Raw genomic sequence first — 25,152 nt, forward strand, 5'->3', positions numbered from 1 at the left:
TGCCGTCCGGGTCTACGCGCCGTAGTACGCCCGGGTCATCAGCTCCTTCATCTCGTCGATCATCGGCATCCGCGGGTTGGCCGGGGCGCACTGGTCGGCGTAGGCGTTCATCGCCTGCTGCGGCAGGGCCGCCAGGAAGGCCGCCTCGTCGACGCCCTCCTCCCGGAAGGAGGCCGGGATGCCGCAGCGGGCGCGCAGCTCCTCGACGGCCCGGGCGTAGGACTCCACGCCCTCCTGCGGGGTCGCGGCCGGCAGGCCGAGCATCCGGGCGATCTCCTGGTAGCGCTCGGGGGCCCGGTAGGTCTCGGCCTTGGGCCACGGCACGGCCTTGTGGGTGACGGTGCCGTTGTGCCGGACGACGTGCGGCAGGAGCAGCGCGTTGGTGCGCCCGTGGGCGACGTGGAAGGTGTTGCCGAGGGTGTGGGCCATGGCGTGCACCAGGCCGAGGAAGGCGTTGGCGAAGGCCATGCCGGCGATGGTGGAGGCGTTGTGCATCCGCTCCCGGGCCTCGGGCGCCTTCGCGCCCTCCGTCACGCAGGTCTCCAGGTTCTCGAAGATCAGCCGGATGGCCTGGAGGCACTGCCCGTCGGTGAAGTCGTTGGCGTAGGCCGAGACGTACGCCTCGGTGGCGTGGGTCAGGGCGTCGAAGCCGGAGTCGGCGGTGACGGTCGGCGGGAGGTGGAGCGGGAGCACCGGGTCGACGATGGCCACGTCCGGGGTGAGGGCGTAGTCGGCGAGCGGGTACTTCTGGGCGGCCTCCGGGTCGGAGATCACGGCGAAGGGGGTGACCTCGCTGCCGGTGCCGGAGGTGGTCGGGACCGCGACCAGCCTGGCCTTCTCGCCGAGCTTCGGGAACCGGTAGGCCCGCTTGCGGATGTCGAAGAACTTCTCCTTGGTGTCCGCGAACTCGACCTCGGGCCGCTCGTACATCAGCCACATGATCTTCGCCGCGTCCATCGGGGAGCCGCCGCCGAGGGCGACGATGGTGTCCGGCCGGAACTCCCGCATGGCGGCGGCGCCGGCCCGCACGGTGGCGAGCTCCGGGTTGGGCTCGACGTCGTCGATGACCTGGATCTCGACGGGCTCCGGCCGCCCGTTCAGGATGTCGGTGACCCTGCGGACGAAGCCGATCTCGCCCATGGTCCGGTCGGTCACGATCGTGACCCGCTTCAGGCCCTCCATCTCACCGAGGTAGCGGATGGCGTTCCGCTCGAAGTAGATCTTCGGCGGGATCTTGTACCACTGCATGTTGGTGTTCCGCCGTCCGATCCGCTTGACGTTGACCAGGTTCACCGCGGTGACGTTGTCCGAGACGGAGTTGTGCCCGTAGGAGCCGCAGCCGAGGGTGAGGGAGGGCAGGAAGGCGTTGTAGACGTCGCCGATGCCGCCGAAGGTGGAGGGGGCGTTGACGATGACCCGGACCGCCTTGACCCGCCGGCCGAACTCCTCGGCGAGCGCCTCGTCCTCGGTGTGGATGGCGGCACTGTGCCCGAGGCCGTGGAACTCGACCATCGCGGCGGCCAGTTCGAGGCCCTGTTCGGTGGAGCCGGCCCTGAGGGCGGCGAGGACCGGGGAGAGCTTCTCGCGGGTGAGCGGTTCGTTCTCGCCGACCTCGGCGCACTCGGCGAGCAGGATCGAGGTGCCCTCGGGGACCTCGAAGCCGGCCTGTTCGGCGATCCACACCGGGGACCTGCCGACGACGGCCGCGTTGAGCTTCGCGCCGCCGCAGTCCGTGCCGTGGGCGGTGACGCCGAAGAGGAACTCCTCCAGCTTGGCCTTCTCGGCGGCGGTGACGACATGGGCGCCGAGCCGCCGGAACTCGGCGATGCCCTCCTCGTAGATCTCCTCGTCGAGGACGACGGCCTGTTCGGAGGCGCAGATCATGCCGTTGTCGAAGGCCTTGGAGAGGACGATGTCGTGGACCGCCCGCCGGAGCTTCGCGTCCTTGGCGACATAGGCGGGGACGTTGCCGGCGCCGACGCCGAGGGCGGGCTTGCCGCAGGAGTAGGCGGCCCGGACCATCGCGTTGCCGCCGGTGGCGAGGATGGTGGAGACGCCCTCGTGGCGCATGAGGAGGCCGGTGGCCTCCATGGAGGGCTCCTCGATCCACTGGACGCAGTCGGCGGGGGCGCCGGCGGCGACGGCCGCGTCGCGGACGATCCGGGCGGCCTCGGCCGAGCAGTTCTGGGCGGAGGGGTGGAAGGCGAAGACGATCGGGTTGCGGGTCTTGAGGGCGATCAGCGCCTTGAAGACGGTCGTCGAGGTGGGGTTGGTGACCGGGGTCATCGCGCAGACGACGCCGACGGGTTCGGCGATCTCGGTGATGCCGTTCAGCTCGTCGCGGCGGATCACTCCGGCGGTCTTCAGCCCGGCCATCGAGTGGGTGACGTGCTCGCAGGCGAAGAGGTTCTTGACGGCCTTGTCCTCGAAGAGGCCGCGGCCGGTCTCCTCGACGGCGAGGCGGGCCAGTTCGCCGTGGGCGGCCAGCGCGGCGAGCGACGCCTTCTTCACGATGTGGTCGACCTGCTCCTGGTCGAGGGTCTCGAACTCCGCGAGCGCGCCGAGCGCCCGGCCCACGAGTCCTTCCACCGTCTCCTTGGCCTCCATGACGGGCCTCCTTCGCCGGTCCCTGGTTTCTCCGTCTCCTCCATTCGACACCTGTCGGCCTGCGGAAGGGGGCGCGGAAAGGCCCTCGGGAGGGGGCCGGAAGTCCTTTTGTGAATGAGTTCACAAGATCTTGGAAAGGAGCGCCCCCGGCCGCACCGGCCGGGGGCGCTCCGGGCGGGTCAGTAGAGGCTGACCCCGTACTTGGCCAGCGCCTCCGGCACCGGCTGGTAGAACGTGGTGCCGCCGGTCGAGCAGTTGCCGCTGCCGCCGGAGGTGAGGCCGAGCGCCTTGGTGCCGTCGTACAGCGCGCCGCCGGAGTCGCCGGGCTCGGCGCAGACGTTGGTCTGGATCATGCCCTTCACCGTGCCGCCGCCGGAGTAGCGGACGGTGACGTTGAGGCCGGTGACGGTGCCGCTGCGGGTGCCGGTGGTGGAGCCGGACCGCTTGACGGACTCGCCGACGTAGGCGTCGGCGGCGGTGAAGCCGCCGGTGTGGCTGAGCGAGGTGTTGTCGTAGCGGACCAGGGCGTAGTCGTTGCCCGGGAAGCTGGAGCCGACGGTGGCGCCGATCAGGGTGGACTGGGCGGACGAGGTGTACCAGGTGTTCACCACGTTGCCGCAGTGGCCGGCGGTGAGGAAGTAGTACGTGCTGCCGCTGCGGACGTTGAAGCCGAGCGAACAGCGGTAGCCGCTGCCGTAGATGGCGTCGCCCGCGCCGAGGAGGGGCTTGAAGACGCCGGGGTCGCGCTCGACGCGCAGGGCGCCGGCGTCGCTTCCGGCCGCCGACCGGATCTTGGCGAGACCCGCGTCGGTGACGGTCGAGTCGGCGGTGACGACGACCCGGCCGGCGGCCTGGTCGACGTACCAGGCGGTGCCGCCGACGCCGGCGGCGTCGACCGCGCGCTCGGCGCGGGCCAGTTGGGCGGCGGGGGCCGGGCCGGGGGCGGGCGCGGCCTGGGCTCCGGGGAGCCCGAGGGCGGTGACGGCCGCGAGTCCGGCGGCGACGGCGAGCAGACGGGTGCGCTTGATCCTCACTGTGCTCCTCACATCCTTCTGGGAAAAGCGGAGGGGGCCCGGGGGGTGAGAGGCCCGTGAGGCGCCGTCAGATGATGTGTCCCTGACATGCACCGCCAGTGATGGTGCCGCCTCCCGGCCCGGTGCACAAGACCGCCGCACCCACCGGTGCCCCGGACACACCGGTCCGGGGCACCCGTCGTCCGTATTCCGGAAGACAGAAGGTCAGGCGGTCAGCACCCGCCGCTCCCCCGCCTCCACGGCGACGTCCAGCGTGTTCCCGGGCGGCGGGAACGGGCAGATGAAGTGATCCACGAAGGCGCACGGCGGCAGCAGCGCGCGGTTGAGGTCCACCGTCACCGAGCCGTCCTCCGCCGGCGCCGCCGGACGCAGGAAGCGGAAGCGGAAGGTGGACCGCCCGCTGGTGGCGTCCGCGAAGACCGCCCACAGCGTGCCGTCGTCCTCCACCGCCACCTGCAGCGCGTGCGCCCGCCCGTCGAGCTCGAAGACCAGCTCGCCGGAAAGCCCGAGCCCGCGCTCCCTGCCGTCCGCGTTCCGCACCCGGACGCTGCGCGCCTCCTCGTACGGCCGGTAGAAGCCCGGCACCACCCAGCGCGGGTCGTACGGCGTCGCCTCGATGCCCCGGAAGGCCCGCCGTGCCGCCGAACCGGGGTCGAAGTCCCGTACCGCCCAGAGCCCTTCGCGGTGCAGCACCACGAGCCGGCGGCCCGCCGCCTCGACCCGGGACTCGTGGATCGGCGCGTGGTCGGCGCCGAGCCGGACGCTGCCCGCGAAGGGCTTGCCGTCGACGGTCAGTCCGTCCTCGGCCACCGCCGTCAGGACCACCCCGTCGCCGTCCTCGTGCCACTCCCCCGGCACACCGGGCAGCCGGCCGTCGGGGAAGTCCGCCGACCAGTGCGTGCCGGTGAGGGAGAGCGGGCCGTACGAGGAGGCCACCGCCGCCTCGCGCCGCTCGTGCCAGTGCCGCCAGTCCCCGGCGGCGTCGGTGGTCTCGCTGCTCGTGGTGTCGCTCATGGTGTTCCACCCTTCCACACCGGCGCCGGAAGCCCGAGGTGCGACCGGAGCGTCGTGCCCGCGTACTCCGTGCGGAAGACCCCGCGCTCCTGGAGCAGCGGCACCACCCGGTCCACGAAGTCGTCCAAGCCGCCCGGGGTGAGGTGCGGGATCAGGATGAAGCCGTCGGCGGCGTCCGTCGCCACGTGTTCCTCCAGGGCGGCGGCGACCGACTCCGGGGTGCCGACGAAGGAGTGCCGGGCGGTGGCCTCGATGACCGTCTCCCGGATCGACAGGCCCTTGGCCTCGGACAGCGCCCGCCAGCGGGCCGCCACCGCGAACGGGTCGGCGATCCGCACCCGGCCCTGGACCAGCGTCGACTCCGGGTCCGGGTCGACGTCCGGGAGCGGCCCGTCGGGGTCGTAGCCGGACAGGTCGCGGCCCCAGACCTGCTCCGCGGCGAGCAGGGCGTTCTGCGGGGAGATCTGCTGCCGGCTGATCAGCGCGGCCCGCTCCCTCGCCTCGGCCTCGGTGTCGCCGAGGACGTAGGTGACCCCCGGCATGATCTTCAGGTCCTCGGGCCGCCGCCCGTACCGGGCGAGCCGCCGCTTGACGTCGGCGTGGAAGGCCCGCCCGGCCTCCGGCGTGGAGTGCCGCGAGAAGACCACGTCGGCGGCGGAGGCGGCGAACTCCCGCCCCTCGTCCGAGTCGCCGGCCTGGATGACGACCGGATGCCCCTGCGGGGGCCGCTCCACCGTGACCTCGCCCTCGATCCGGAAGTGCGGTCCCGCGTGCGCGAAGCGGCGCCGCTCGCCGCCGGCGGGCCAGGAGTCCCACAGCTCGCGGGCGGTGGCGACCGCCTCGGCGGCCCGGGTGTACCGGTCGGCCCGGTCCAGGAAGCCGCCGCGCCGGAAGTTGGCGCCGGTGAAGGCGTCCGAGGAGGTGACCACGTTCCAGGCGGCCCGGCCGCCGCTCAGGTGGTCGAGGGAGGCGAGCCGGCGGGCCAGCTCGTAGGGCTCGTTGAAGGTGGCGCTGACCGTGGCGGCGAGGCCGAGCCGGTCGGTGACGGCGGCGAGCGCGTTCAGGACGGTGATCGACTCGGGGCGGCCGACCACGTCGAGGTCGTGGATCCGGCCGCCGTACTCGCGCAGCCGCAGTCCCTCGGCGAGGAAGAAGAAGTCGAAGAGCCCGCGCTCGGCGGTCCGCGCGAGGTGCTCGAAGGAGGAGAAGTCGATCTGCGAGCCCGAGCGCGGATCGGACCACACGGTGGTGGAGTTGACGCCGGGGAAGTGCGCGGCGAGGTGGATCTGCTTCCTGGCCGGCCGGGACTCGGTCACGCGTCGGCTCCCTTCGGTGCGTACTGGCTGGCGGGCCGCGGCAGCCCGAGGCGGTCGCGGAGGGTGGTGCCCTCGTAGGCGGTACGGAACAGGCCCCGGGCCCGCAGGGCGCCGGCCACCTCGGCGGCGAACCGGGGCAGGTCGCGTCCGGGCACGGCGGGGACGAAGTGCAGGCCGTCGACGGCGCCGCCGCCGTGCCAGTCGGCGGCCAGCCCGGCCAGCGCGGCGGGCCCGCCCGGGTGGGCGTCGAGGTCGGCGCTGAGGGTCAGCAGCACCCGCAGCAGCCCGGGGTCGCGGCCGTGCGCCCGGGCGGCGCGGTGGAGTTCGGCGCGGAGTCCGGCCGCCTCCTCCGGCGAGGAGGCCCGGATCAGCGCCACGTCGGCGTGGCGGGCGGCGGTCTCCCGGGCGGCCGGGCGGGTGGCGTCGACCACCACGACCGGGTTGCCCTGCGGCGGCCGGGGCACGATCGAGGGGCCCTTGACGGAGAAGGCGGCGCCCTCGAAGTCGACGTGGTGCAGTTTGCGGCGGTCGACGAAGCGGCCGGTGGCCACGTCCCGTATCTCGGCGTCGTCCTCCCAGCTGTCCCACAGCCGCCGGGACACCTCGGCGGTCTCGCCCGCCTCCTGCCAGAGCGCCGCGGTGGGCGGGGCCGGCCGGCGGCCGAAGAGCCGGGCCTCGGCCGCGCCGGGCGAGACGGCGATCCGCCAGCCGGCCCGGCCGCGGCTCACCCAGTCGAGGGTGGCGACCGCGGCCTGGACGTGGAAGGGCTCGGTGTGGGTGGTGGTGACGGTCGGCACCAGGCCGACGGAGCGGGTCTCGGGCGCGATCCGGGCGAGCACGGCGAGCGCGTCGAGCCCGGGCCGGGCGAAGGAGTCGTCGTGGGTGAGGAAGTCGAGCCCGGCGTCCTCGGCCAGGCGGGCGAGCGCCACGGTGCCGGCGACGGTCCGCGACCCCCCGTCGGGGGGCGCGGGGGCGAGCTCGGCGGCCAGATGGAGCGGTCGTACTCCGGTCATGCGGGGTCCTCGATGCGGTGGTGGCGGCGATGACGGGGCGTCAGTTCGTGGTCCGGGGCAGGCCCGGCGGGTTGATCTCGGACTCCGTGACGGCCTCGGAGGACAGGCCCCAGCGCTCCAGGACCTTCGCGTAGCTGCCGTTCGCGATGACGTGGTCGAGCGCGGCGGCGTACGCCTCGACGAGCCCGCTGCCCTTCTTCGTGGTGGCGGCGATCTTGCCCTGGAGCCCGGCGCCCGCCCCGGAGAACGTCCCGGCCACCTCGGTCTGTCCGGCGGCGGCCACGTGGTGGGCGACGGACGGGTTGGGGCCCAGATAGGCGTCGATGCGGCCGGACTGGAGGGCCAGGTAGTAGTCGGTGGGGTTCTGGAAGTACACGATCTCGACGCCCGGACGGCCGGCCTTCTCGTTCTCCGCGGACCAGTCGACGAGGATCTTCTCCTGGTTGGTGCCGGAGCCGACCGCGATCTTCTTCCCCGCCACGTCCGCCGGGCCCTTCACGGTCCAGCCCGAGCCCTTCTTCGCCTCGAAGGCGAGGTCGTCGCGGCGGTAGGTGGCGAAGTCGTACTTGTCCTTGCGCTCCTCGGTCACCGTGACGTTGGAGAAGACGGCGTCGAACTTGCCGCTGTCGAGGCCGACGAAGAGGTTCTCCCAGGAGACCGCCTGGAAGTCCGGCTTCAGTCCGAGGGCGTCGGCGACCAGGGTGGCGAGGTCGGTCTCGACGCCGATGAGGGTCTTGTCGTCGGTGGCGTAGAAGTTCAGCGGCGGCTGCCCGCCGGCGCTCACCCCGATGACGAGGGTGCCTCTCGCCCGGACGGCCTCGGGCACCTTGGCGGCGACGGCGTCGGCCTTGCCGGTACGGATCCGGTTCTGGTCCGGGCCGAGGTTCACGCCCCGACCCGGCTTGCCGTCCGGCTTGATCTCGGTGGCGGGGTCGCCGGTGCCGCAGGCGGTGAGGGCCCCGAGGGCGGTGAGCGCGACGGCGGCGAGGAGGGTACGGCGGGTACGCATGACGGACTCCTGTGGGTGGGGCGGAAGGGTCAGAGGACCTTGGAGAGGAAGGCGCGGGTGCGCTCGTGCGTGGGGGCGTCGAGGACCTCGGCGGGGGTGCCCCGCTCGACGATCCGGCCCCCGTCCATGAAGACGACGGTGTCGGCGACCTCGCGGGCGAAGCCGATCTCGTGGGTGACGACGATCATGGTGGTGCCGGCGGCGGCGAGGTCCCGGATGACGTCGAGGACCTCCCCGACCAGCTCGGGGTCGAGCGCCGAGGTCGGCTCGTCGAAGAGGAGCAGGCCCGTTTCGAGGGCGAGCGCGCGGGCGATGGCGACCCGCTGCTGCTGTCCGCCGGAGAGCTGCCGGGGGTACGCCTCCGCCTTGTCGGCGAGCCCGACCCGGGCGAGCAGCTTCCGGGCCGCCTCCTCGGCCTCCTTGCGGGGACGGCCGAGCGCGGAGACCGGCGCCTCGGTGATGTTCTCCACCACGGTGAGGTGCGGGAAGAGGTGGAAGTTCTGGAAGACGAAGCCGATCCGGGTGCGCTGCCGCAGGATCTCCCGCTCGCGCAGCTCGTACAGCTTGTTCCCGGAGCGGCGGTAGCCGACGAGGACGCCGTCGACGCTGACCGAGCCGCCGTCGACCTTCTCCAGGTGGTTGATGGTGCGCAGCAGCGTGGACTTGCCCGAGCCGGACGGGCCGAGGACGACGGTGACCTCGCCGTGGGCGACGTCGAGGTCCACGCCGCGCAGCACCTCGGTGGCGCCGAAGCTCTTGCGGACGCCGCGGAGTTCGACCTTGGGGCCGGCGGTGGCGGCGGGCGGGGCGGTGCGGGTGCTCATCGGGTGCTCCCCTTGGCGTAGTGGCGTTCGACGTAGTGCTGGACGACGGAGAGCGCGGTGGTCAGCAGCACGTACCAGACGGTGGCGACCATCAGCAGGGGCACCACCCGGCCGGTGCGGCCGTAGACGACCTGGACCTGGTAGAAGAGCTCGCCGATGGCCATGACGGAGACGATCGAGGTGCCCTTGAAGAGCGAGACGATCTCGTTGGCGGCGTTCGGCAGGATGGACCGCATGGCCTGCGGCAGCACGATCCGGCGCAGCCGGCGCAGCCGCGGGATGCCGAGGGAGGCGGCGGCCTCCAGCTGTCCGGCGTCGACGGCGAGGATCCCGCCGCGGACGATCTCGGCGGCGTAGGCGGCCTGGTGGAGGGCGAGGCCGAGGACGGCCGCGCTCATGGCGCCGACCAGGCCCACGGTGTCGAAGGAGTAGAGGCCGGGCCCGAACGGGATGCCGACGCTCAGCTCCTTGTACAGGTAGGCGAGGTTGAACCAGAAGAGGAGCTGGACGATGAGCGGGATGGAGCGGAAGGCCCAGACGTAGCCGAAGGCGACGGCCCGCAGGAAGGGGCTCTCCGAGAGGCGCATGAAGGCGAGCACGACGCCGAGGGCGAAGCCGAGCACGGTGCCGTAGAGGGTCAGCTGGAGGGTGACCCAGACGGCGCGGAGGATCGCGTCGGTGGCGAAGTAGCGGGCGAAGACGTCCCATTCCCAGCCGGGGTTGGTGACGAGGCCGTGGGCGAACTGGACGAGCACGACGGCGGTGGCCGCGACGGCGACCCAGCGCCAGGGGCGGCGGACGGGGACGACGGTCGGGGCGGTGCCGTCGTCGCCGGGCGGCCGGGGCGGGGTCTGCTCGGCGACCGGATCGACGGGTGGGTCGCTGGTGAGGGTCATGACGGTTCCTCGGTCCTGGGCGGGAGGGCGGGTACGGATACGGGTACGGGTACGGGTACGGGTACGGGTGGGGGCGGCGGGTTCAGGCGGCCGGCGCGGCGGCGGCCGGCCGGCGGGCGCCGTCCCGCAGGAAGGCGAGCGCGGCGCGGGCGGCGGCGTCGTTCTGCGCGAGGGCGAGCCCGCCGGTCCCGGGCCGGGTGAAGCCGCCGCCGGCGCGGGCGGTGGTGTGCGGGCCGAGGGCGATCCGGCGCGGGTGCGGGCGGCCGTCCCGCTGGGCGATCCGCCCGTCGGAGGGGTCGACGGCGAGCAGTCCGCCGGGGGTGGCCCGGGCGCCGTCCTCGTACAGGCCGCGCAGCAGCGGGCTGGCGGTGCCGGTGACGGTCGGGGCGGGCAGCCGGGCCTCGACGAGGGCGCGGGCCTCGGTGACCGCGCCGGGCACGGCGGGCGAGGAGGCCCGGAAGACGCCGTGCCGTTCGTCGGCCTCGACGGTGAGGCGCGGGCCGAGGAAGCGGACGGTGCCGGCCTCGGAGAGGGCGAGCAGCCGGCGCAGCCGGGGGCCGGGCGGGCCGGAGGCGAGGAAGCTGAAGAAGCCGTGCCACCAGCCGTCGGTGTCGATCCGCTCGCCGAGCCGCACCAGCTGCCCGTAGACGGAGAGGGCGGCGGCGAAGACGGCGGCGTCGGGGCTGTGGGCGGGGTCGTGGCGGCGGCGCAGGTCGGCGGTGACGTGGGCGCGCAGCGCGCCCTGCAGGGCGTCGGCGTCGGGGACGCGGAGGCCGTCGAGGGGCCGGTCGAGGGCGTCGGGGTCGAAGCGGTCGGCCGGGTCGGGGACGGCGGCGGCGACGAGTCCGCCGAGGCCGGGGCCGCCCGGACCGGCGGCGGCCCAGGCGGCGGCGAAGGCGCCCCAGGTGCCGGTGGTGCGTTCGGGGTGGGCGGTGAAGAGGCGGTGGTAGTGGGCCCAGCCGAGCTCGTGGGAGACGTGCGGCCAGACGTCGCGCCGGAAGTCGAGCGGCCTGTCCCGGCCGAGCAGGGCGTCGACCCGGTCGGGCCCGAAGAAGCGGGGCAGCGGAGGCCGTTCGCCGTCGAGGGCGTAGCCGAGCTTGGAGTGGTACGGGACGCCCCGGCGGGAGCCGACGTACAGGACCGGCTCGTTCCCGGAGGGCACGTAGACGGGCGCCTCCTCGGTCCCCTCGTAGCGGCCGCCGCGGCCCTCGGTGAGGAGCACCATCAGGTCGACGAAGGCGAGGCCGAAGCCCCGGACGAGGACGGGTTCGCCGGCCCGGAGGGCGGACAGGTCGAGGTCGGCGGTGTGGCCGGGCGGCACGTGGACGAGGCCGTGGCGGGCGGCGAAGCCGGCCAGTTCCCGCTGCTCGGCGTCGGGTTCGGCGTCGAGGTGGCCGAGGGTGAGGACGACCAGGTCGGCGGGGAGCGGGGTGGCGCGGTCGGCGAGCCACACCCGCTGCCGGCCCTCGCGGGGGCCGTCCACCCGCAGGGCGGTGGTGCGGTGTTCGTGGAGGGTGACGGTGGCGGGCAGCGCGTCCCTGGCCCGCTCGTACGCCCAGCGCAGATAGGCGCCCTGCTCGGGGCGGGGGACGAAGCGCCGGCCGTCGGTGCCGGACCATTCGGCGAGCGTGGGCCCGGGGCGGACCGGCCCTTCGAGGCGGACGGTGTCGTCGGTGAAGACGGTGACGTCCTCGGCGAGCGAGTTCATCCAGAGCAGCGGCGACTGGGCGGTGCGCCAGATCCGGCCGGGGCCGGGCGGGTACGGGTCGACCAGGTGGAGGTCGAGCGGCCGGTCGCCGTACAGCTCGGGCAGGGCTGCGGCGAGCCGTTCCAGGAAGCCGGTGCCGCGCGGTCCGGCGCCGACGATCACCAGCGAGGCGGCGCTCATCGGCCGGCCCCGGTGCCGCGCGCGTACCGCTTCTCGACGTAGTGCTGGCCGATGCCGAGGACGGAGGTGACGGCGACGTACCAGAGGGTGGCGACCAGGAGGAGCGGGATGACCTCGTAGGTGCGGTGGTAGACGAGCTGGGTGGAGTAGAGCAGGTCCTGCACGGCGATGACGGAGACGATCGAGGTGCCCTTGAGGGTGCCGATGAGCATGTTCCCGGCGGGCGGGACGATGGCGCGCATGGCCTGCGGGAGCACGATCCGGGTGAAGCGCCGGCGGCGGCCGAGGCCGAGCGCCTGGGCGGCCTCGATCTGGCCGCGGTCGACGGAGAGGACGCCGCCGCGCACCACCTCGGCGGCGTAGGCGGCCTCGTGGAGGGTGAGGCCGAGGACGGCGACGGCGACCGGGCCGAGCAGGTCGACGGTGGAGACCCCGAGGATCCTCGGGTAGAGCATCCCGATGTTGAACCAGAAGAGCAGCTGGACCAGGATCGGTGTGGAGCGGAAGAACCACACGTAGCCCCAGGCGACGGCGCGCAGCACCGGGTTGGCGGAGAGCCGCAGGGCGGCGAGCAGGGTGCCGAGGGCGAAGCCGAGGACCATGACGGCGGCGGTCAGCCACAGGGTGAGGCCGAGGCCGCGCAGCACGGACGCCGAGGTGAAGTAGCGGGCGACGACGTCCCATTGGAAGGCGTCGTTGCGGACGACCGAGACGAGGCCGAGGCCGAGCAGGACGAGGACGACGCCGGCGGCGGTCCACTGGCCGGTCCGGCGGGCGGGGACGACGACGGGGGCGGCCGGATCGGTCTTCGCCGGGGCGGCGGCCGGTTTCGGTCCGGGGGCGGCGAGGGTGTCGAGGGGTACGGAAGACATGCGAAGGCTCCGTGACTGCCAGAGGCGGCGGGTCGGACGGGAGTGCGCCTTCACACGCACGGCGGTGCGGAGCGCGGGCCGGGCCCCTCAGCCCGGTGTCCGCCCTGTGAGGCTACGGGGCGATGGCGCGCGGCTGTCAAGTCCGTCCGCGATGCGGGCGGTTGAGTGAGGCGTACGTCTCCTACCGGTTGACTGGGGAACGGATGCCTGTTCCACTGAGGCCATGCATCCGCAGCAGCTCGTCACGCGCTCCCACATCGACCTCGGTCGTGTGTGGTCCTCTTCCTGTTGAGCCGTCCCGCTGCGTTTCCCCAGGTCGTCGCACCTGTCCTCCGGCGTCCCCGCTGACGCCGTCCCCCCGCGCCTTCACGCACCCCTCCCCTCGCCCCGCCCTGTCCCCCTCCCGCCCGAGGCCGACGCCATGTCCTTCCCGCCCGGCCGGGTGTCCGCGCTCTCGCTGCGCGCGACGACGCCCGACGATCCCCTGGCGCGCCCGCTCCTCGACGAGCTGGCGCACGAGTACCTCACCCGCTACGGCGACTCCTCCGACCTGACGCGTTTCCCGGCCGCGGAGTTCGCCCCGCCGCACGGCACGTTCCTGCTCCTCCTCGACGGGGACGCGGCCGTCGCCGGCGGCGCGTACCGCCGCCACGCCCCCGGCACCGCCGAGCTGAAGCGGATCTGGACCCACTCGGCGCACCGCCGGCGCGGTCTGGCCCGCCGGGTGCTCGCCGCGCTGGAGGCGGACGCCGCCGCCCGCGGCTACACCCGCGTGTACCTCACCACCGGTCCGCGCCAGCCGGAGGCCAGGGGCCTCTATCTGGCGACCGGTTACCGTCCGCTCTTCGACGTCACCGCCGATCCCGAGTCGATCGGTCCGCTGCCGTTCGAGAAACACCTGGAGCAGTCATGAGCAGTCCCCGCAGACGTACGAGCACCGCCGCCCTCGTCCTGACCGCCGCCACGGCGCTCGCGCTCACCGCCTGCTCCGGCGGCGGTCCCGCGGCGACCGACCCGGCCGGCGCGGCGCGGGACGCGCTGCCCACCCAGGACGTGGTGGCGGCGGTCGGCCGGAACGAGGCGGCGGCGCGGCTGCTGCCCGCGGAGGTGCGCGAGCGGGGCACGCTGACGCTCGCCGCCTCGGTCGGCACCCCGCCCAGCTCGGCGTACCTCCCCGACGGGAAGACCGTCGTCGGCCTGGACGCGGACTTCGCGGCGGCCGTCGCGCGGGCGCTCGGTCTGGAACTGAAGCGTGAGGCGGCCGGGTTCGAGGTGATCCTGCCGGCGCTGGGCAGCGGGAAGTACGACGTCGGCACCGGCAACTTCGGGGTCACCGAGGAGCGCCGGAAGACGATCGACTTCGTGACCTACATCAACGACGGGCAGGGCTTCGCGGTCCGCGAGGACAGTCCGCTGAAGGCGGTCACCGATCTGACGCAGCTGTGCGGACTGAAGGTGGCGACGGGCGCCGGCACCACCTTCGAGCAGACCCTGGAGAAGAACCGGGGGCGCTGCGCGGCGGCGGGCAAGGAGCCGTACGAGGTGAACGTCTTCAGCGAGAGCGGGGCGCCCTGGCTGGCGCTGCGGCAGGGCCGCAGCGACGTGGTGATGAGCACCATCAACGGCATCCGGTACGCGGTGGGCCGGCAGCCCGGCACCCGCTTCCTCAACGAGTACCGGCGCCTCGACGTCGGCTTCGCGTTCCGGAAGGGGTCCGCGCTGGCGCCCGCCTTCCGGGCCGCGGTGAACGGCCTGAAGAAGGACGGCACCTACGACCGCATCCTGCGGAAGTGGGGCGTGACCGCGTCGGGCATCGCCGAGTCGCGGATCTCCCCGCCGGAGCTGCCCGCCCCGGCGAGGTGACCCGCCCGGCCGCCCGTCAGCAGCTGCAGTCGCAGCCGCAGCCGTCGCAGCAGCCGCCGTCGCCGCAGCAGTTGGAGCAGCACTCGCAGCCGTCGCAGCAGCTGGAGCAGTCGCAGTCGCACTGCTGGCACAGGCCGTCCTTGCGCTCGCGGCTCCACGGGTCCTCGTAGCTGCCGCAGCACATCTGGCAGGTGCAGGCGAGGCCGACCCAGACCGCGCAGCCGGCGATCAGGCCGCGCCGGTCGCGGTGCGGCGGGCCGGGCGGGAAGCCGCCGCCCCCGCCGCCGCCCGGGCCGGGGTTCCAGGGCCCGCCCGGTCCGGCGGGTCCGCCGGGGCCGGGGGCGTACGGGTTGCCGGGGCCGGGGCCGTAAGGGCTGCCGGTCCCGGGGCCGTTCGGCGCGTAGGGGTTGCCGGGCACCGGGCCGTGGCCGTGCGCCGGGGCGCCGCCGCCGACGTGGGAGCAGGTCGTGGTGCCGAAGGCGCGGTCGACCGAGACCCGCAGTTCGTGCGCGAGGAGCTGGTGGACGAGCTTCCGGTCGGTGAACTCGGCGTCGCGCAGCGCCAGCCGGATGCCGTGCAGGGCGTCGTCGGCGAGCCGGCGGGCCTCCTCGCGGGAGGTGCCGGTGGCGGTGAGCGGGTTCCAGGCGCCGGCCTCGGCGTCGGCGGCCTGGTCCTCGACGGCGTCGAGGAGATGGGCGAGGCGGCCGAAGAGCCGACCCGCCTCGGCGAGCGGTTCGGCGTTCCCCGGCCGGCCGGCGAGGAGCGCGGTGTGGGCGAAGGCGGCGGCGGTGGCGGTCTCGGTGGGTTCGGTGACGACGAGGAGCGGGGTGCCCGGGCCGGCGAGGGACTCGATGCCGGTCTGGCGGTCCACGGCGTCGACGAGGACGGCGGTGTCGAAGCCGACGGCGTGGCCCGCGCGGGCGCCGGCCCTGTCCCAGGAGCGGGCGACCCGGCGGGCCGCGGCGGCGACCGGCCGGCGGGCCAGCAGGCCGTCCCGGTCGGCGACATGGTCGCGGACCTTGGCCGAGGCGAGGACGAGCGAGACGGCGGCGGCGAGCCGGGCGCCCTCGCCGCGGGCGACCGGCGCGGTGCGCATCGCGCGCAGCGGGCAGGGGCCCGCGGTGCGCCGGCCGGCCTCGGTGACGCCGGTCTGAGCCTCCGTCAGAACCGAGACGATGAGCCCGTCGTAGTTGGTGACGACCCGGGCGAACTGGCCGTGGTCGGCGCGGAGGGCCAGGCACAGCCCGCAGAGGTGGGCCATCCACTGGGTCTTCAGGTGGTCGGTGAGCCGATGGGTGCAGGGTCTGACGATTCCGAACATTTCCATCCCCCGTGGTGCGGTGCGAGAGCGTGCCGGGCGCGGAGCGCGCGACGGGCCGCTCAGGGCACCCTCCGGGGGTCTCCCCGGCGGGCTCCCGGGGCGTGTGCCGGAGAACCGCCGGACGGCCTCGCGGCATCGTAGCGAGGGGTGGCGTTCACCCGTACGCGCCCGGCGTCACCCTTCCGGACCGACTTTCATATTTTCAGCAGCATGGCCCTCCGTCAGACCCCGCATACCCCAAGTTTCCTGACGAATCGCCAGAAAACGGGCCTCACGTTCTGCACCAGTACCGTCACGAATCCCCTGCGCGGCGCCTATCCACTTGGCGCGCGATCCGCATCATGGACGACGATAGGGAATGCGGAACCACAAGTGACCGCAGTGACCGCGTGAAAGGAGGCGTCCATGGGATCGGTGCGCAAGGCGAGCGCCTGGCTGGGACTCGTCGAGGACAACGACGAGCGCTACTACGACGACGAGTACGCCGACGGTGCCGAGAGCGGCGACGCCTGGGTGACGGACCCCCGGGTCCGGGTCGCCTCGGACACCGCCGAGGACCGGGGCCGCCGGATCGCCACCGTCTCGCCCGACAGCTTCCGGGACGCCCGGGCCATCGGCGAGCTCTTCCGGGACGGTGTGCCGGTGATCGTGAACCTGACCGCCATGGAGCCGAACGACGCCAAGCGGGTCGTCGACTTCGCCGCCGGCCTCGCCTTCGGCCTGCGCGGCTCGATCGAGCGCGTGGCGACCCGGGTCTTCCTGCTCACCCCGGCCGACACCGAGATCGTCAGCGGCGAGTCCGGCCGCCGCCAGCAGGACGGTTTCTTCAACCAGAGCTGACGCGCCCCGACCGCCCCGGCGCCGCACCGCGCCGCCCCCGGATCGCCCCGCGATCCCGACCGACGCCACCCCGGCCCGGACCCGCCCCGCGGGTCCGGGCCGGTCGCGTCAGCGGGCCCGGCCGACCGCGCCGCTCATGGTCTCCGCGGGGCCGGAGCCCGGCAGCGGCCGGGGCTCGGCGGCCGTCCCCGTGTCGCCCGGCGAGGCCACCGGCTGGCCGGGCACCAGGGCCGGCCCGGCACACCCGTCCCGCTCCCCCGCCGGCCCGGCGCCCGCGGCCCTCGCGGCCTCCGCCCGCGCGGCCTCGGCCGCCGCCTCCTCCACCGCCGCCTCGACGTCCACCGGGCACTCCATCACCCGGGGCAGCCGGACGGCCATCACGGCACCGGCGAGGAGCAGGCCCGCGCTCACGAGGAGGGTGAGGTGCAGTCCGTCGACGAAGGCGTGGCGCGCGGCGGCGTGCAGGGCGTCGCCGGCCGCTCCGCCGAGCCGGTCGGCGACCTGGTACGCCTCGCCGAGCGAGTTCGCCGCGGCGGCGCTCGCCTCCGCCGGCACCCCGGGGACGCCGGTGAGGCCGGGGGCGTACGCCGCGTTCATGACGCTGCCGAGCAGGGCGATGCCCATGCCCGCGCCGAGCTGGTAGGAGGTCTCGCCGATCGCCGCGGCCCCGCCGGCGCTGCGCGGCGGCGCCTCGCTGAGCATCGACTCGTAGGCCGAGAAGAGGGTCGTCTGGAGGCCGAAGCCGAGCAGGACGAAACCGGCGGTGAGCAGCAGCGGGCGGTCGTGCTGGCCCATGAGCGTGAGCAGCAGCACCGCTCCGGCGGTGAGCAGGAAGCCCCAGCCGACCATCCGCCGGGGTCCGAGCCGGCGCAGGGTGTACGAGCCGGTGGCGCCGGCCGCCATGGCGGCGAAGGTGAGCGGGAGGAGCCGCAGCCCGGTCTCCAGGGGGCTGAGTCCGAGAACCAGCTGGAGGTACTGGACGGCGATGAGCTCCAGGCCGACCAGGGCCAGCATGGCGAGGACGATGCAGCCGACGGAGGTGGTGAAGGCGGGCCGGGCGAAGAGCCGCATGTCGATGAGCGGGTGCGGCCTGCGGCGCTGGCGCCGGACGAAGAGGACGAGGAGCAGCAGGCCGGCCAGCAGGGGTCCGGCGGTGAGCGGGGAGAGCAGCGGCTCTCCGGCGCCGGCGCGTTTCACGCCGAGGACGCAGCCCAGGACGCCGGCCGCGGCCATCAGCGCGCCGAGGACGTCCCAGGGCCCCTCGGCGCTCCCCCGCGACTCGGGCAGGAGGCGGCGGGCGAGCGGCAGGATGAGCGCCATCAGCGGGATGTTGATGAGGAAGACGGAGCCCCACCAGTAGTGCTCGACGAGGAAGCCGCCGAGCACCGGGCCGGCGGCGGCGCCGATCGCGGCGACCGCCGTCCAGATGCCGATGGCGGTGGCGCGCTCGCGGCGGTCGGGGAAGACCGTCCGGATGATGGAGAGGGTCGCCGGCATGATCATGGCGCCGCCGACGCCGAGGAGGGCGCGGGCCGCGATGAGGACCCAGGGCTCGGTGGCGAGGGCGGCGAGGGCCGAGGCGACGCCGAAGAGGCCGTAGCCGAGGAGGAGGACCCGCCGCCGGCCGATCCGGTCGCCGAGGGTGCCGAAGAGGATCAGCAGCGAGGCGCAGACCAGCGGGTAGGCGTCGACGATCCAGAGCAGCTCGGTGGAGCCGGGGCGCAGGTTCTCGGTCAGCGAGGGGACGGCGACGTGGAGGATGGTCGCGTCGAGCGCGACCAGGAGCAGGCTGACGCAGAGGACGACGAGGACGGCCCAGCGGTTCGCGTCGCCGCCGGCGGCACGCCGTCCTGCTCGGGCCGTGATCGTCCGCGACATGTACGTACCTCCAAGTGACGCTCTCGCGCTCGGCATGGCGCCGCCGACCAGGGCCGATGGGCCCGCGGCGGCACGGTGATGAGGGGCGAGTGAGCCGTCAGCGTACGCGAGGACTGGCCCCGGGAGGGTGGCGCACCTCTCACCCCGGCGAGGCTCCCGGTGTGGCGTACGCCACAGGGCACGGCCCGCGCGTCGCATGGAATTCCGCACGGACGGGTGTTTGAAGTAATTCCGTGCCGTACAAACAGGCTTCCGGAATCAGCACCGGCGGCAATAGGGCTGAAGGTCATCGGATTTTCCGACGGGAGTCCGGAATAACCGGGCCGCTGAGACCCACTCCACATCACATCGTCATCACGAAGGGAGCGGATCGACCGGGTCGTCTGCTCACCCCCTGTAACGTCGATTGGGTGCGTACCGACATCTTTGCCCGGCTGGACCGGGAGCCGGTCCCGCCGAAGATAGAGGTCCCGCGGATGACCCGGACGCGTCTCGCCCTCTTCGGCGGGACGTCGGCGTTCTATCTCGCCGTCGTGGTGGCGGTGCTGCTGTCCACCTGGCTGGTGACCCTCGACTGGAAGATCATGCTCTTCCGTCCCTACCAGCAGTGGCCGGAGCTGCACGCCTTCCTGGACTACTACGTCGTCCTCGGCCAGCGCGGTCCGACGGCGGTGATGGTGGCGGCCTGGCTGGGCTGGCGCTCGTGGCGCCAGCACACCCTGCGGCCGCTCCTCTCGCTCGGCGCGGCGCTGCTGCTCCTCAACGTCACCGTCGGCGCCGTGAAGCTCGGACTCGGCCGGCTCGGCCCCCACTACGCGACGCAGATCGGCTCGGCCGAGCTGTTCGCGGGCGGCGACATATTCCCCTCCGGTCACACCGCGAACGCGGTGGTGACCTGGGGCATCCTGGCCTACCTCGCCACCACCCCGCGGGCCCGGCGCTATCTGTCCGCGCTCTCCGCCGTGGTCGCGCTCGGCGTCGGCCTCACGACGGTCTACCTCGGCACGCACTGGCTGAGCGACGTGCTGCTGGGCTGGGCCGCCGGCCTGCTGATCCTGCTCGCGCTGCCCTGGTGCGAGCCGGTCATCGCCGTGGTGGAGGCGTGGATCCTGGACCGGCGCGACCGGCTCAGGGAGCGGCTGCGGGCCCGGAGCCGGCTGGTGCCCTCGCTGCCGGTGGCCTCCGGCGGGCCGCGGCTCTTCCCGGCCCCGGCGGCCGCCGAGGAGCCGTCACGGGAGACCGTGGGGGTGGCGGCGAGCCACGCCCGGGCGGCCCGGAGCCGTCCGTCGTCGGACCGCCTCACCGCCTGACACCCCGCCCCGTCCGTACGCGAGAGGGCCCCGGCCGACCGGCCGGGGCCCTCTCGCGCGTCCGGCGTCAGCCGATCCAGCAGCGGGTGACGGTGTCGTCCGCGACCTCGAAGTTGAGGCGTCCTGCGACGTACTCCATGGTGACGATCGCGCCGGGCGGGAGGGTCCGGACGGTGCGCCAGCCACGGGTCCTGGCGAGCCGGGCGGCGCCGTCCGCGTCGAGGCCCACATAGGACTCGGGCGCGTCTCGGGGCGGTTCGGGGATGCGCGGTATGGGTGCCATGGGGTTCACGTTAGTCCCCTCGCGGTCACGCTTGCGTCACAACTTCCCGACAGCCGCGGCGGGCACCGGGGCCGTGACGCAGGCCATGTCCCCGGCCGTTTCTCCGGTAATTCGAAAAGGCGGCCGGTGCTTCGTACGAACCGTTCGGGAGGTTTTCCCCGCCCGGCCGAATTCCGGGCGGGGGCCCACCGGCGAAATATGCGGAGGCTCGCGCGCGGCTCCCTCACGGTTCCCTTACAAACTGCTTACTCTGGGCCGATGAGCACCGGGACGGCGACCACCACGGCCGAATCGGCACGGCAGCGGCATGGCCGGATCCTGGTCGACTGGCTGACCACCACCGACCACAAGAAGATCGGTCACCTCTATCTGGCGACGTCGTTCGTCTTCTTCCTCTTCGGCGGGCTGCTGGCGATGGCGATGCGGGCGGAGCTGGCCCGCCCGGGCCTCCAGTTCCTCTCGAACGAGCAGTTCAACCAGGCGTTCACCCAGCACGGCACGATCATGCTGCTGCTCTTCGCCACCCCGACCTTCGCGGGCTTCGCCAACGAGCTGGTGCCCCTCCAGATCGGCGCGCCCGACGTCGCCTTCCCGCGCCTCAACATGTTCTCGTACTGGCTGTTCCTGCTCGGCGGGCTGATGGTGGTGGGATCCTTCCTCACCCCGGAGGGCCCGCCCGACTTCGGCTGGACCGCCTACGCGCCGCTCAACAGCGCCGAACGCTCCCCCGGGATCGGCCCCGACCTGTGGATCATGGGGCTGGCCCTCTCCGGCTTCGGCACGATCCTCGCCTCGGTGAACCTCCTCGCCACCATCATCGGGATGCGGGCCCCCGGCATGACCATGTTCCGGATGCCGATCTTCACCTGGAACGTCCTCTTCACCACGATCCTGGTGCTCGTCGCCTTCCCCGTGCTCGCGGCGGCGCTGCTCTGCCTGGAGGGCGACCGGCGCTTCGGGGCGCTGGTCTTCGCCCCCGGCAACGGCGGGGCGCTGCTCTGGCAGCACCTCTTCTGGTTCTTCGGGCACCCCGAGGTCTACATCATCGCCCTGCCGTTCTTCGGCATCATCAGCGAGATCATCCCGGTCTTCGCCCGCAAGCCGATCTTCGGATACCTGAGCCTGGTCGCCGCCACCATGACGATCACCGGGCTGTCGGTGGTGGTCTGGGCGCACCACATGTTCGCGACCGGGGCGGTGCTGCTGCCGTTCTTCTCCTTCCTCTCGTTCCTGATCGCGGTGCCGACCGGGGTGAAGTTCTTCAACTGGACGGGGACCATGCTGCGGGGCTCGCTCTCCTTCGAGACCCCGATGCTGTGGGCGACCGGCTTCCTGGTGTCCTTCCTCTTCGGCGGGCTGACCGGGGTGATCCTGGCCTCGCCGCCGATGGACTTCCACGTCACCGACTCGTACTTCGTCGTCGCCCACTTCCACTACACGGTCTTCGGCACGGTCGTCTTCGCGACCTTCGCCGGCTTCCACTTCTGGTGGCCGAAGTTCACCGGCAAGCTGCTCGACGAACGGCTCGGCAAGATCCACTTCTGGACCCTCTTCACGGGCTTCCACCTGACCTTCCTCGTCCAGCACTGGCTCGGCGCGGAGGGCATGCCCCGGCGGTACGCCGACTACCTGGCCGCCGACGGCTTCAGCGCGCTCAACAGCCTCTCGTCGGTCGGCGCCTTCCTGCTGGGGATCTCCACCCTGCCGTTCCTGTACAACGTGTGGCGGACCTGGCGGCACGCGCCGCGGGTGGACGTGGCGGACCCGTGGGGCTACGGACGCTCCCTGGAGTGGGCGACCTCCTGCCCGCCGCCGCGGCACAACTTCCTGGAGGTGCCCCGGATCCGCTCCGAGTCCCCGGCCTTCGACCTGCACCACCCGGAGTTCGCCGACTACGAGCGGATCCGCCTCACCGGCCCGCGGCCGGCCCGGCGGGAACTCCCGTAGCCCCTGTCGTCAGCGCAGGCCGAGGCGGCGCAGGGTGCGGCCCGCCGCGGCCTTGGCGGTGTACGCGGCGTCGATCGCGCGGCCCGTCCAGGCGTGCCGGGCGACGGCCGCCGGGGAGTGGCCGCGGCGGGTCGCGCCACGGGCCAGCAGCCCGGTCCACAGCTCCTCGTGGCGTGCGGCGATCCGCGCGGGGTCGAAGCGCTCCGCCGCCGCGAGGGCCGCCCGGCCGGCCTTGGCCCGCAGCTCCTCGTCGTCCATCAGCTCGCGCAGCGCCCGGGCGACCGCGCCGGGGTCCCCTACGGGGACGAGCCGCCCGTCCACCCCGTCCTCGACGATCTCGCGCGGCCCGTGCGGACAGTCGGCGGCGACCACCGGCAGCCCGCACCGCATGGCCTCCACGATCGTCATGCCGAACGCCTCCCGTTCGGAGGTCACGGCCGCGATGGAGCCCTTCGCCCACTCCGGCTCCATGGGATGGACCTGGCCCATCAGCCGGACCTGCCCGCCGAGCCCGCGGGCCTCGATCTGCCGGGCCAGCGGGCCCCGCAGGTCCTGCACGGCGTCCCCGCTGCCGTAGATCCGCAGGCTCCAGTCCGGGTGGTCGGCGGCGACCTCGGCGAAGGCGTCGACGAGGACGTCGTACCGCTTCACCCGGGTGAGCCGGCCGGCCGCGACGACCACCCGGGCGGACGGGTCGGCGGGCGGGACGGCGGGCGCGGGCACGCTGTTGGGCACGGCCTCGACCCGGACGGAGGCCGGCAGCCGGAGCCGCCGGTAGGCGCGGGCGTCGGCCTCGGTGACGGTGGTGACGAGGTCGAGCAGCGCGTACTCGTGGGCGATGTCCCGGCGCAGCCGGCGGCTGTGCCCGTCGAGGATCAGGTGCTCCTGGGCGACCAGCACGGGCCCGGGTCCGGCCTGCCGGGCCAGGTGGACGTTGAGCCCCGGCCGGGTGCCGACGAGGACGTCGGCCTCCACCCCGCGCAGGTGCTCCCCGATCCGCGCGTCGGTCAGCGCGCTGTACTGCTTCCAGCGTCCGTCGCCGCGCGGGAAGACCCGGGCGGGGCGGTGGAAGTCGGGGTGGTCGCCGTCGTAGTCCGGCCCGTCCGCCCGCAGGTCGACGAGGTGACGGAGGGTCACTCCAGCCGGGAGGCCGAGGCGGGGGCGGTCGCGGTGGCGGAACACCGAGACGATCTCCACCTCGTGACGTTCCGCCAGTTGTTCGGCGAGGGTGAAGGTGGTCCGGATCGTGCCGCCGTAGTGGTAGCCGTTGTGGAGCAGGAAGGAGATGCGCATCTGCCGGTTCCCCCCGGTCAGTTGGTCGGTCGTGGCGACTGTACTGCTCCGGCGGCCCCTCTCCTCACGGCCGGTAACCGAGCTGGGGGACGGTGGCGCAGTTCCGGGTCATCTCGCCCTGGCTCTCCCAGCCGCGCCCGTCCCGCCAGCGGGCCACCGAGAGGCAGGTCTCGCGCAGGGCGGGCGGCCGCTCCAGGTGCTCCAAGCGGACGGGCAGCAGCAGCCCCCGGGCGGTGTACGGCTCGGGGCGTTCCAGATACGCCTCGACGCACGTCCGGGTGAGTCCGCCCCGGTCGGTGCGGGCCAGACAGGAGCGGGCCGCGTCGGTGAACCACATGGCGGCCGCCCAGCCCTCCAGCTGCCACTGGGACAGCTCCCGCTCCCCCATGGCGTCCCGGAAGGCGCGGACCGCCGGGTGCCCGGTGTCGTCGTAGTTGCGGCTGGACCCGGTCACCCAGAGGGATGCGCGGCAGCCGGGCGCGCGGGCGTAGGCGCGGGGCACGGCGGAGGACCAGTTCTGGACGTTCGTCACCTTGGCGTCGACCCGGACGCCGAGCGCCTCCATCGCCTCGCACAGCCGGGTGTTGCCGTGCCCGTCCAGCGCGTCGAACACCAGGTCCACCCGGCGCTCGCGCAGATCGGCGGCGACGGCCCGGAAGTCGGGCAGGACGAAGTCGACGCGTTCGGTCACCACCCGGTACCCCTCGGCCCGCAGCCCGCGCTCGACGAGCCGGGCGTAGGCGGCGGAGGCGGGCTGGTCGTACGCGACGACGGCTGCGGTCCGCGCCCCGCGTTCGCGCGCGAACCACCGGTAGACCTCGGTCCCGCCGTACAGGGTGCCGTCCCAGCCGGGCGCGGCGCCGGTGCGTGGGGCGGAGCTGCCGTACAGGGAGTAGAGGTGGGGGTGGGTCTCGTAGGCGGGGGTGAGGGGCTGGCCGCCGATGTCGGGCACCCCGGCGCGGGCGACGAGCGGGGCGCCGGCGTAGTCGAGGGCGGTGGTGGCGACGAGGGCGAAGACCTTCCGCTCGTCGACGAGTTCGTGGACGCAGGCGGTGTTGCCGACGCCGCTGCCGCCGTCGTCGCAGGTCTCGACCTCGATCCGGCGCCCGTCGAGGCCGCCGGCGGCGTTCAGGGCGTCGAACCAGGCGAGGGCGCCGTCGCGCGGGCCGGTGAGGGCCGCGCCGCCGACGGGGCTGGTGGCGCTGGTGATGATGCCGACGCGGAGCGGCTCACCGCCGGAGGGGTGGGCGGTGGGCCGCGTCTCGAAGGCGCGTTCCGGGAGCCGGCTGCCGCAGCCCGCGAGGAGGGCGAGGAGGAGGACGAGCAGCAGGGCCGGGAGCCGCGCCGCGACCGCCTCAGCAGCCGTCGACGGTGACACCGCTGAGCTTCACCAGGCCGCACAGGGTCTTCACGGAGACCTTCCAGGTGTCGTCCTGGAGCACCGAGGTGCCCCGGGAGTCGGGGAGCAGCGGGTTGCCGCCGACGAGCAGGTCGTAGGTGACGTCGGCGCCGCTCGCGGAGGTGAACGCGACGCCGGTGACCTTCGCGGTGGTCGCGGCGGCCTGCGGGTTGCCGGCGAAGGCGGCGAGGACGTCCTTCATCTCCTCGCCGTTCTCCAGGAGCTTCACCCGCTCGGCGGCCGGGGTGTCGGCGTCGAAGAAGGCCGTCCAGTTCCGGGTGATCTCCGCCCTGGCGGCGGCCGGGTCGTCCGGTTCCCCGGCGTCGGACGGCCGGGCCGTCATGCCGGGCGGCGCGGTGGAGGTGACCTGGTTGCCGGTCGCGGGTTCGTCGTCCGAGCAGGCCGCGACGGCCGGGGTGAGGAGGAGCACCGCCGCGGCCGCGAGGGCGGCCGCTCGTCGCCTGAGAACCATCGGGCTCACCACCGGATGTGCGCGCGGGCCGTACGGCCTGCTGGTTCCAGGGTCGGACGATACGGGGCGGAGC

21 protein-coding genes are annotated in these 25,152 nt (G+C 73.8%); 5 read left to right on the forward strand and 16 right to left on the reverse strand.

Going from position 1 to position 25,152, the window contains the following annotated elements; genetic code table 11:
* Positions 1 to 12: 12 nt before the first annotated feature.
* The 10 genes from adhE to ABFY03_RS08830 all read right to left on the reverse strand — a co-directional run bounded on the left by adhE (position 13) and on the right by ABFY03_RS08830 (position 12,473).
* The gene (adhE, locus tag ABFY03_RS08785; protein WP_346169626.1) at positions 13 to 2,607 is read right to left on the reverse strand and encodes a bifunctional acetaldehyde-CoA/alcohol dehydrogenase; all 2,595 of its coding nucleotides are present in this window, start codon (positions 2,605 to 2,607) and stop codon (positions 13 to 15) included.
* A 179-nt stretch (positions 2,608 to 2,786) separates the two neighbouring features.
* Complete coding sequence (locus ABFY03_RS08790) at positions 2,787 to 3,641, reverse strand: S1 family peptidase (RefSeq protein WP_319010944.1); 855 nt, start codon at positions 3,639 to 3,641, stop codon at positions 2,787 to 2,789.
* Positions 3,642 to 3,845: 204 nt separating this feature from the next.
* Positions 3,846 to 4,655, reverse strand: coding sequence for a DUF1684 domain-containing protein (locus ABFY03_RS08795; RefSeq protein WP_346169627.1), 810 nt, complete (start codon positions 4,653 to 4,655; stop codon positions 3,846 to 3,848).
* Positions 4,652 to 5,971 (reverse strand): NtaA/DmoA family FMN-dependent monooxygenase, encoded by a 1,320-nt coding sequence (locus ABFY03_RS08800; RefSeq protein ID WP_319010942.1) that lies wholly within the window; start codon positions 5,969 to 5,971, stop codon positions 4,652 to 4,654. Before ABFY03_RS08800 ends, ABFY03_RS08795 begins: the two co-directional genes overlap by 4 nt.
* On the reverse strand, positions 5,968 to 6,984 hold the full coding sequence (locus ABFY03_RS08805; protein WP_346169628.1) for an LLM class flavin-dependent oxidoreductase: 1,017 nt from the start codon (positions 6,982 to 6,984) through the stop codon (positions 5,968 to 5,970). Before ABFY03_RS08805 ends, ABFY03_RS08800 begins: the two co-directional genes overlap by 4 nt.
* Before the next feature lie 40 nt (positions 6,985 to 7,024).
* A complete protein-coding gene (locus ABFY03_RS08810) occupies positions 7,025 to 7,993 on the reverse strand; it encodes an ABC transporter substrate-binding protein (protein ID WP_346169629.1) in 969 nt (322 codons plus the stop codon).
* Positions 7,994 to 8,022: 29 nt separating this feature from the next.
* Positions 8,023 to 8,817 (reverse strand): amino acid ABC transporter ATP-binding protein, encoded by a 795-nt coding sequence (locus tag ABFY03_RS08815; protein WP_346169630.1) that lies wholly within the window; start codon positions 8,815 to 8,817, stop codon positions 8,023 to 8,025.
* The gene (locus ABFY03_RS08820) at positions 8,814 to 9,713 is read right to left on the reverse strand and encodes an amino acid ABC transporter permease (RefSeq protein WP_346169631.1); all 900 of its coding nucleotides are present in this window, start codon (positions 9,711 to 9,713) and stop codon (positions 8,814 to 8,816) included. The genes ABFY03_RS08815 and ABFY03_RS08820 overlap by 4 nt, the downstream gene beginning before the upstream one ends.
* An 82-nt stretch (positions 9,714 to 9,795) precedes the next feature.
* Complete coding sequence (locus tag ABFY03_RS08825; protein WP_346169632.1) at positions 9,796 to 11,601, reverse strand: FAD/NAD(P)-binding protein; 1,806 nt, start codon at positions 11,599 to 11,601, stop codon at positions 9,796 to 9,798.
* The gene (locus tag ABFY03_RS08830; protein WP_319010936.1) at positions 11,598 to 12,473 is read right to left on the reverse strand and encodes an amino acid ABC transporter permease; all 876 of its coding nucleotides are present in this window, start codon (positions 12,471 to 12,473) and stop codon (positions 11,598 to 11,600) included. The genes ABFY03_RS08825 and ABFY03_RS08830 overlap by 4 nt, the downstream gene beginning before the upstream one ends.
* Positions 12,474 to 12,894: 421 nt before the next feature.
* On the opposite strand from ABFY03_RS08830, the gene ABFY03_RS08835 reads away from it, so the two are divergent.
* Both ABFY03_RS08835 and ABFY03_RS08840 read left to right on the forward strand, forming a co-directional pair.
* Complete coding sequence (locus ABFY03_RS08835) at positions 12,895 to 13,386, forward strand: GNAT family N-acetyltransferase (RefSeq protein ID WP_319010935.1); 492 nt, start codon at positions 12,895 to 12,897, stop codon at positions 13,384 to 13,386.
* Positions 13,383 to 14,336, forward strand: coding sequence for an ABC transporter substrate-binding protein (locus ABFY03_RS08840; RefSeq protein ID WP_346169633.1), 954 nt, complete (start codon positions 13,383 to 13,385; stop codon positions 14,334 to 14,336). The genes ABFY03_RS08835 and ABFY03_RS08840 overlap by 4 nt, the downstream gene beginning before the upstream one ends.
* A gap of 16 nt (positions 14,337 to 14,352) precedes the next feature.
* On the opposite strand, the gene ABFY03_RS08845 is transcribed toward ABFY03_RS08840, so the two are convergent.
* Positions 14,353 to 15,657: a DUF5685 family protein gene (locus ABFY03_RS08845; RefSeq protein ID WP_346169634.1), complete on the reverse strand. Its 1,305-nt coding sequence runs from the start codon at positions 15,655 to 15,657 to the stop codon at positions 14,353 to 14,355.
* Between the two features lie 405 nt (positions 15,658 to 16,062).
* On the opposite strand from ABFY03_RS08845, the gene ABFY03_RS08850 reads away from it, so the two are divergent.
* Positions 16,063 to 16,497 (forward strand): cell division protein SepF, encoded by a 435-nt coding sequence (locus ABFY03_RS08850; protein ID WP_031007691.1) that lies wholly within the window; start codon positions 16,063 to 16,065, stop codon positions 16,495 to 16,497.
* 108 nt (positions 16,498 to 16,605) lie between these two features.
* On the opposite strand, the gene ABFY03_RS08855 is transcribed toward ABFY03_RS08850, so the two are convergent.
* On the reverse strand, positions 16,606 to 18,375 hold the full coding sequence (locus ABFY03_RS08855) for an MFS transporter (RefSeq protein WP_319010932.1): 1,770 nt from the start codon (positions 18,373 to 18,375) through the stop codon (positions 16,606 to 16,608).
* Between the two features lie 410 nt (positions 18,376 to 18,785).
* On the opposite strand from ABFY03_RS08855, the gene ABFY03_RS08860 reads away from it, so the two are divergent.
* Positions 18,786 to 19,685 (forward strand): phosphatase PAP2 family protein, encoded by a 900-nt coding sequence (locus ABFY03_RS08860; RefSeq protein WP_346169635.1) that lies wholly within the window; start codon positions 18,786 to 18,788, stop codon positions 19,683 to 19,685.
* Between the two features lie 67 nt (positions 19,686 to 19,752).
* Here ABFY03_RS08860 and ABFY03_RS08865 read toward each other — a convergent pair whose 3' ends face one another.
* Complete coding sequence (locus tag ABFY03_RS08865; RefSeq protein ID WP_346169636.1) at positions 19,753 to 19,968, reverse strand: I78 family peptidase inhibitor; 216 nt, start codon at positions 19,966 to 19,968, stop codon at positions 19,753 to 19,755.
* 258 nt (positions 19,969 to 20,226) lie between these two features.
* Here ABFY03_RS08865 and ctaD point away from each other — a divergent pair, with 258 nt between their 5' ends.
* Complete coding sequence (gene ctaD, locus ABFY03_RS08870; protein ID WP_346169637.1) at positions 20,227 to 21,915, forward strand: aa3-type cytochrome oxidase subunit I; 1,689 nt, start codon at positions 20,227 to 20,229, stop codon at positions 21,913 to 21,915.
* Between the two features lie 9 nt (positions 21,916 to 21,924).
* Here ctaD and ABFY03_RS08875 read toward each other — a convergent pair whose 3' ends face one another.
* From ABFY03_RS08875 to ABFY03_RS08885, 3 genes are all read right to left on the reverse strand, one after another.
* Complete coding sequence (locus ABFY03_RS08875; protein ID WP_346169638.1) at positions 21,925 to 23,208, reverse strand: glycosyltransferase; 1,284 nt, start codon at positions 23,206 to 23,208, stop codon at positions 21,925 to 21,927.
* 64 nt (positions 23,209 to 23,272) lie between these two features.
* Positions 23,273 to 24,586, reverse strand: coding sequence for an ABC transporter substrate-binding protein (locus ABFY03_RS08880; RefSeq protein WP_346169639.1), 1,314 nt, complete (start codon positions 24,584 to 24,586; stop codon positions 23,273 to 23,275).
* Complete coding sequence (locus ABFY03_RS08885; protein ID WP_319010927.1) at positions 24,564 to 25,079, reverse strand: MTB12 C-terminal domain-containing protein; 516 nt, start codon at positions 25,077 to 25,079, stop codon at positions 24,564 to 24,566. Before ABFY03_RS08885 ends, ABFY03_RS08880 begins: the two co-directional genes overlap by 23 nt.
* Positions 25,080 to 25,152: the final 73 nt, after the last annotated feature.

This window comes from Streptomyces roseofulvus, assembly GCF_039534915.1.
GTDB classification, from domain to species: Bacteria; Actinomycetota; Actinomycetes; order Streptomycetales; family Streptomycetaceae; genus Streptomyces; species Streptomyces roseofulvus.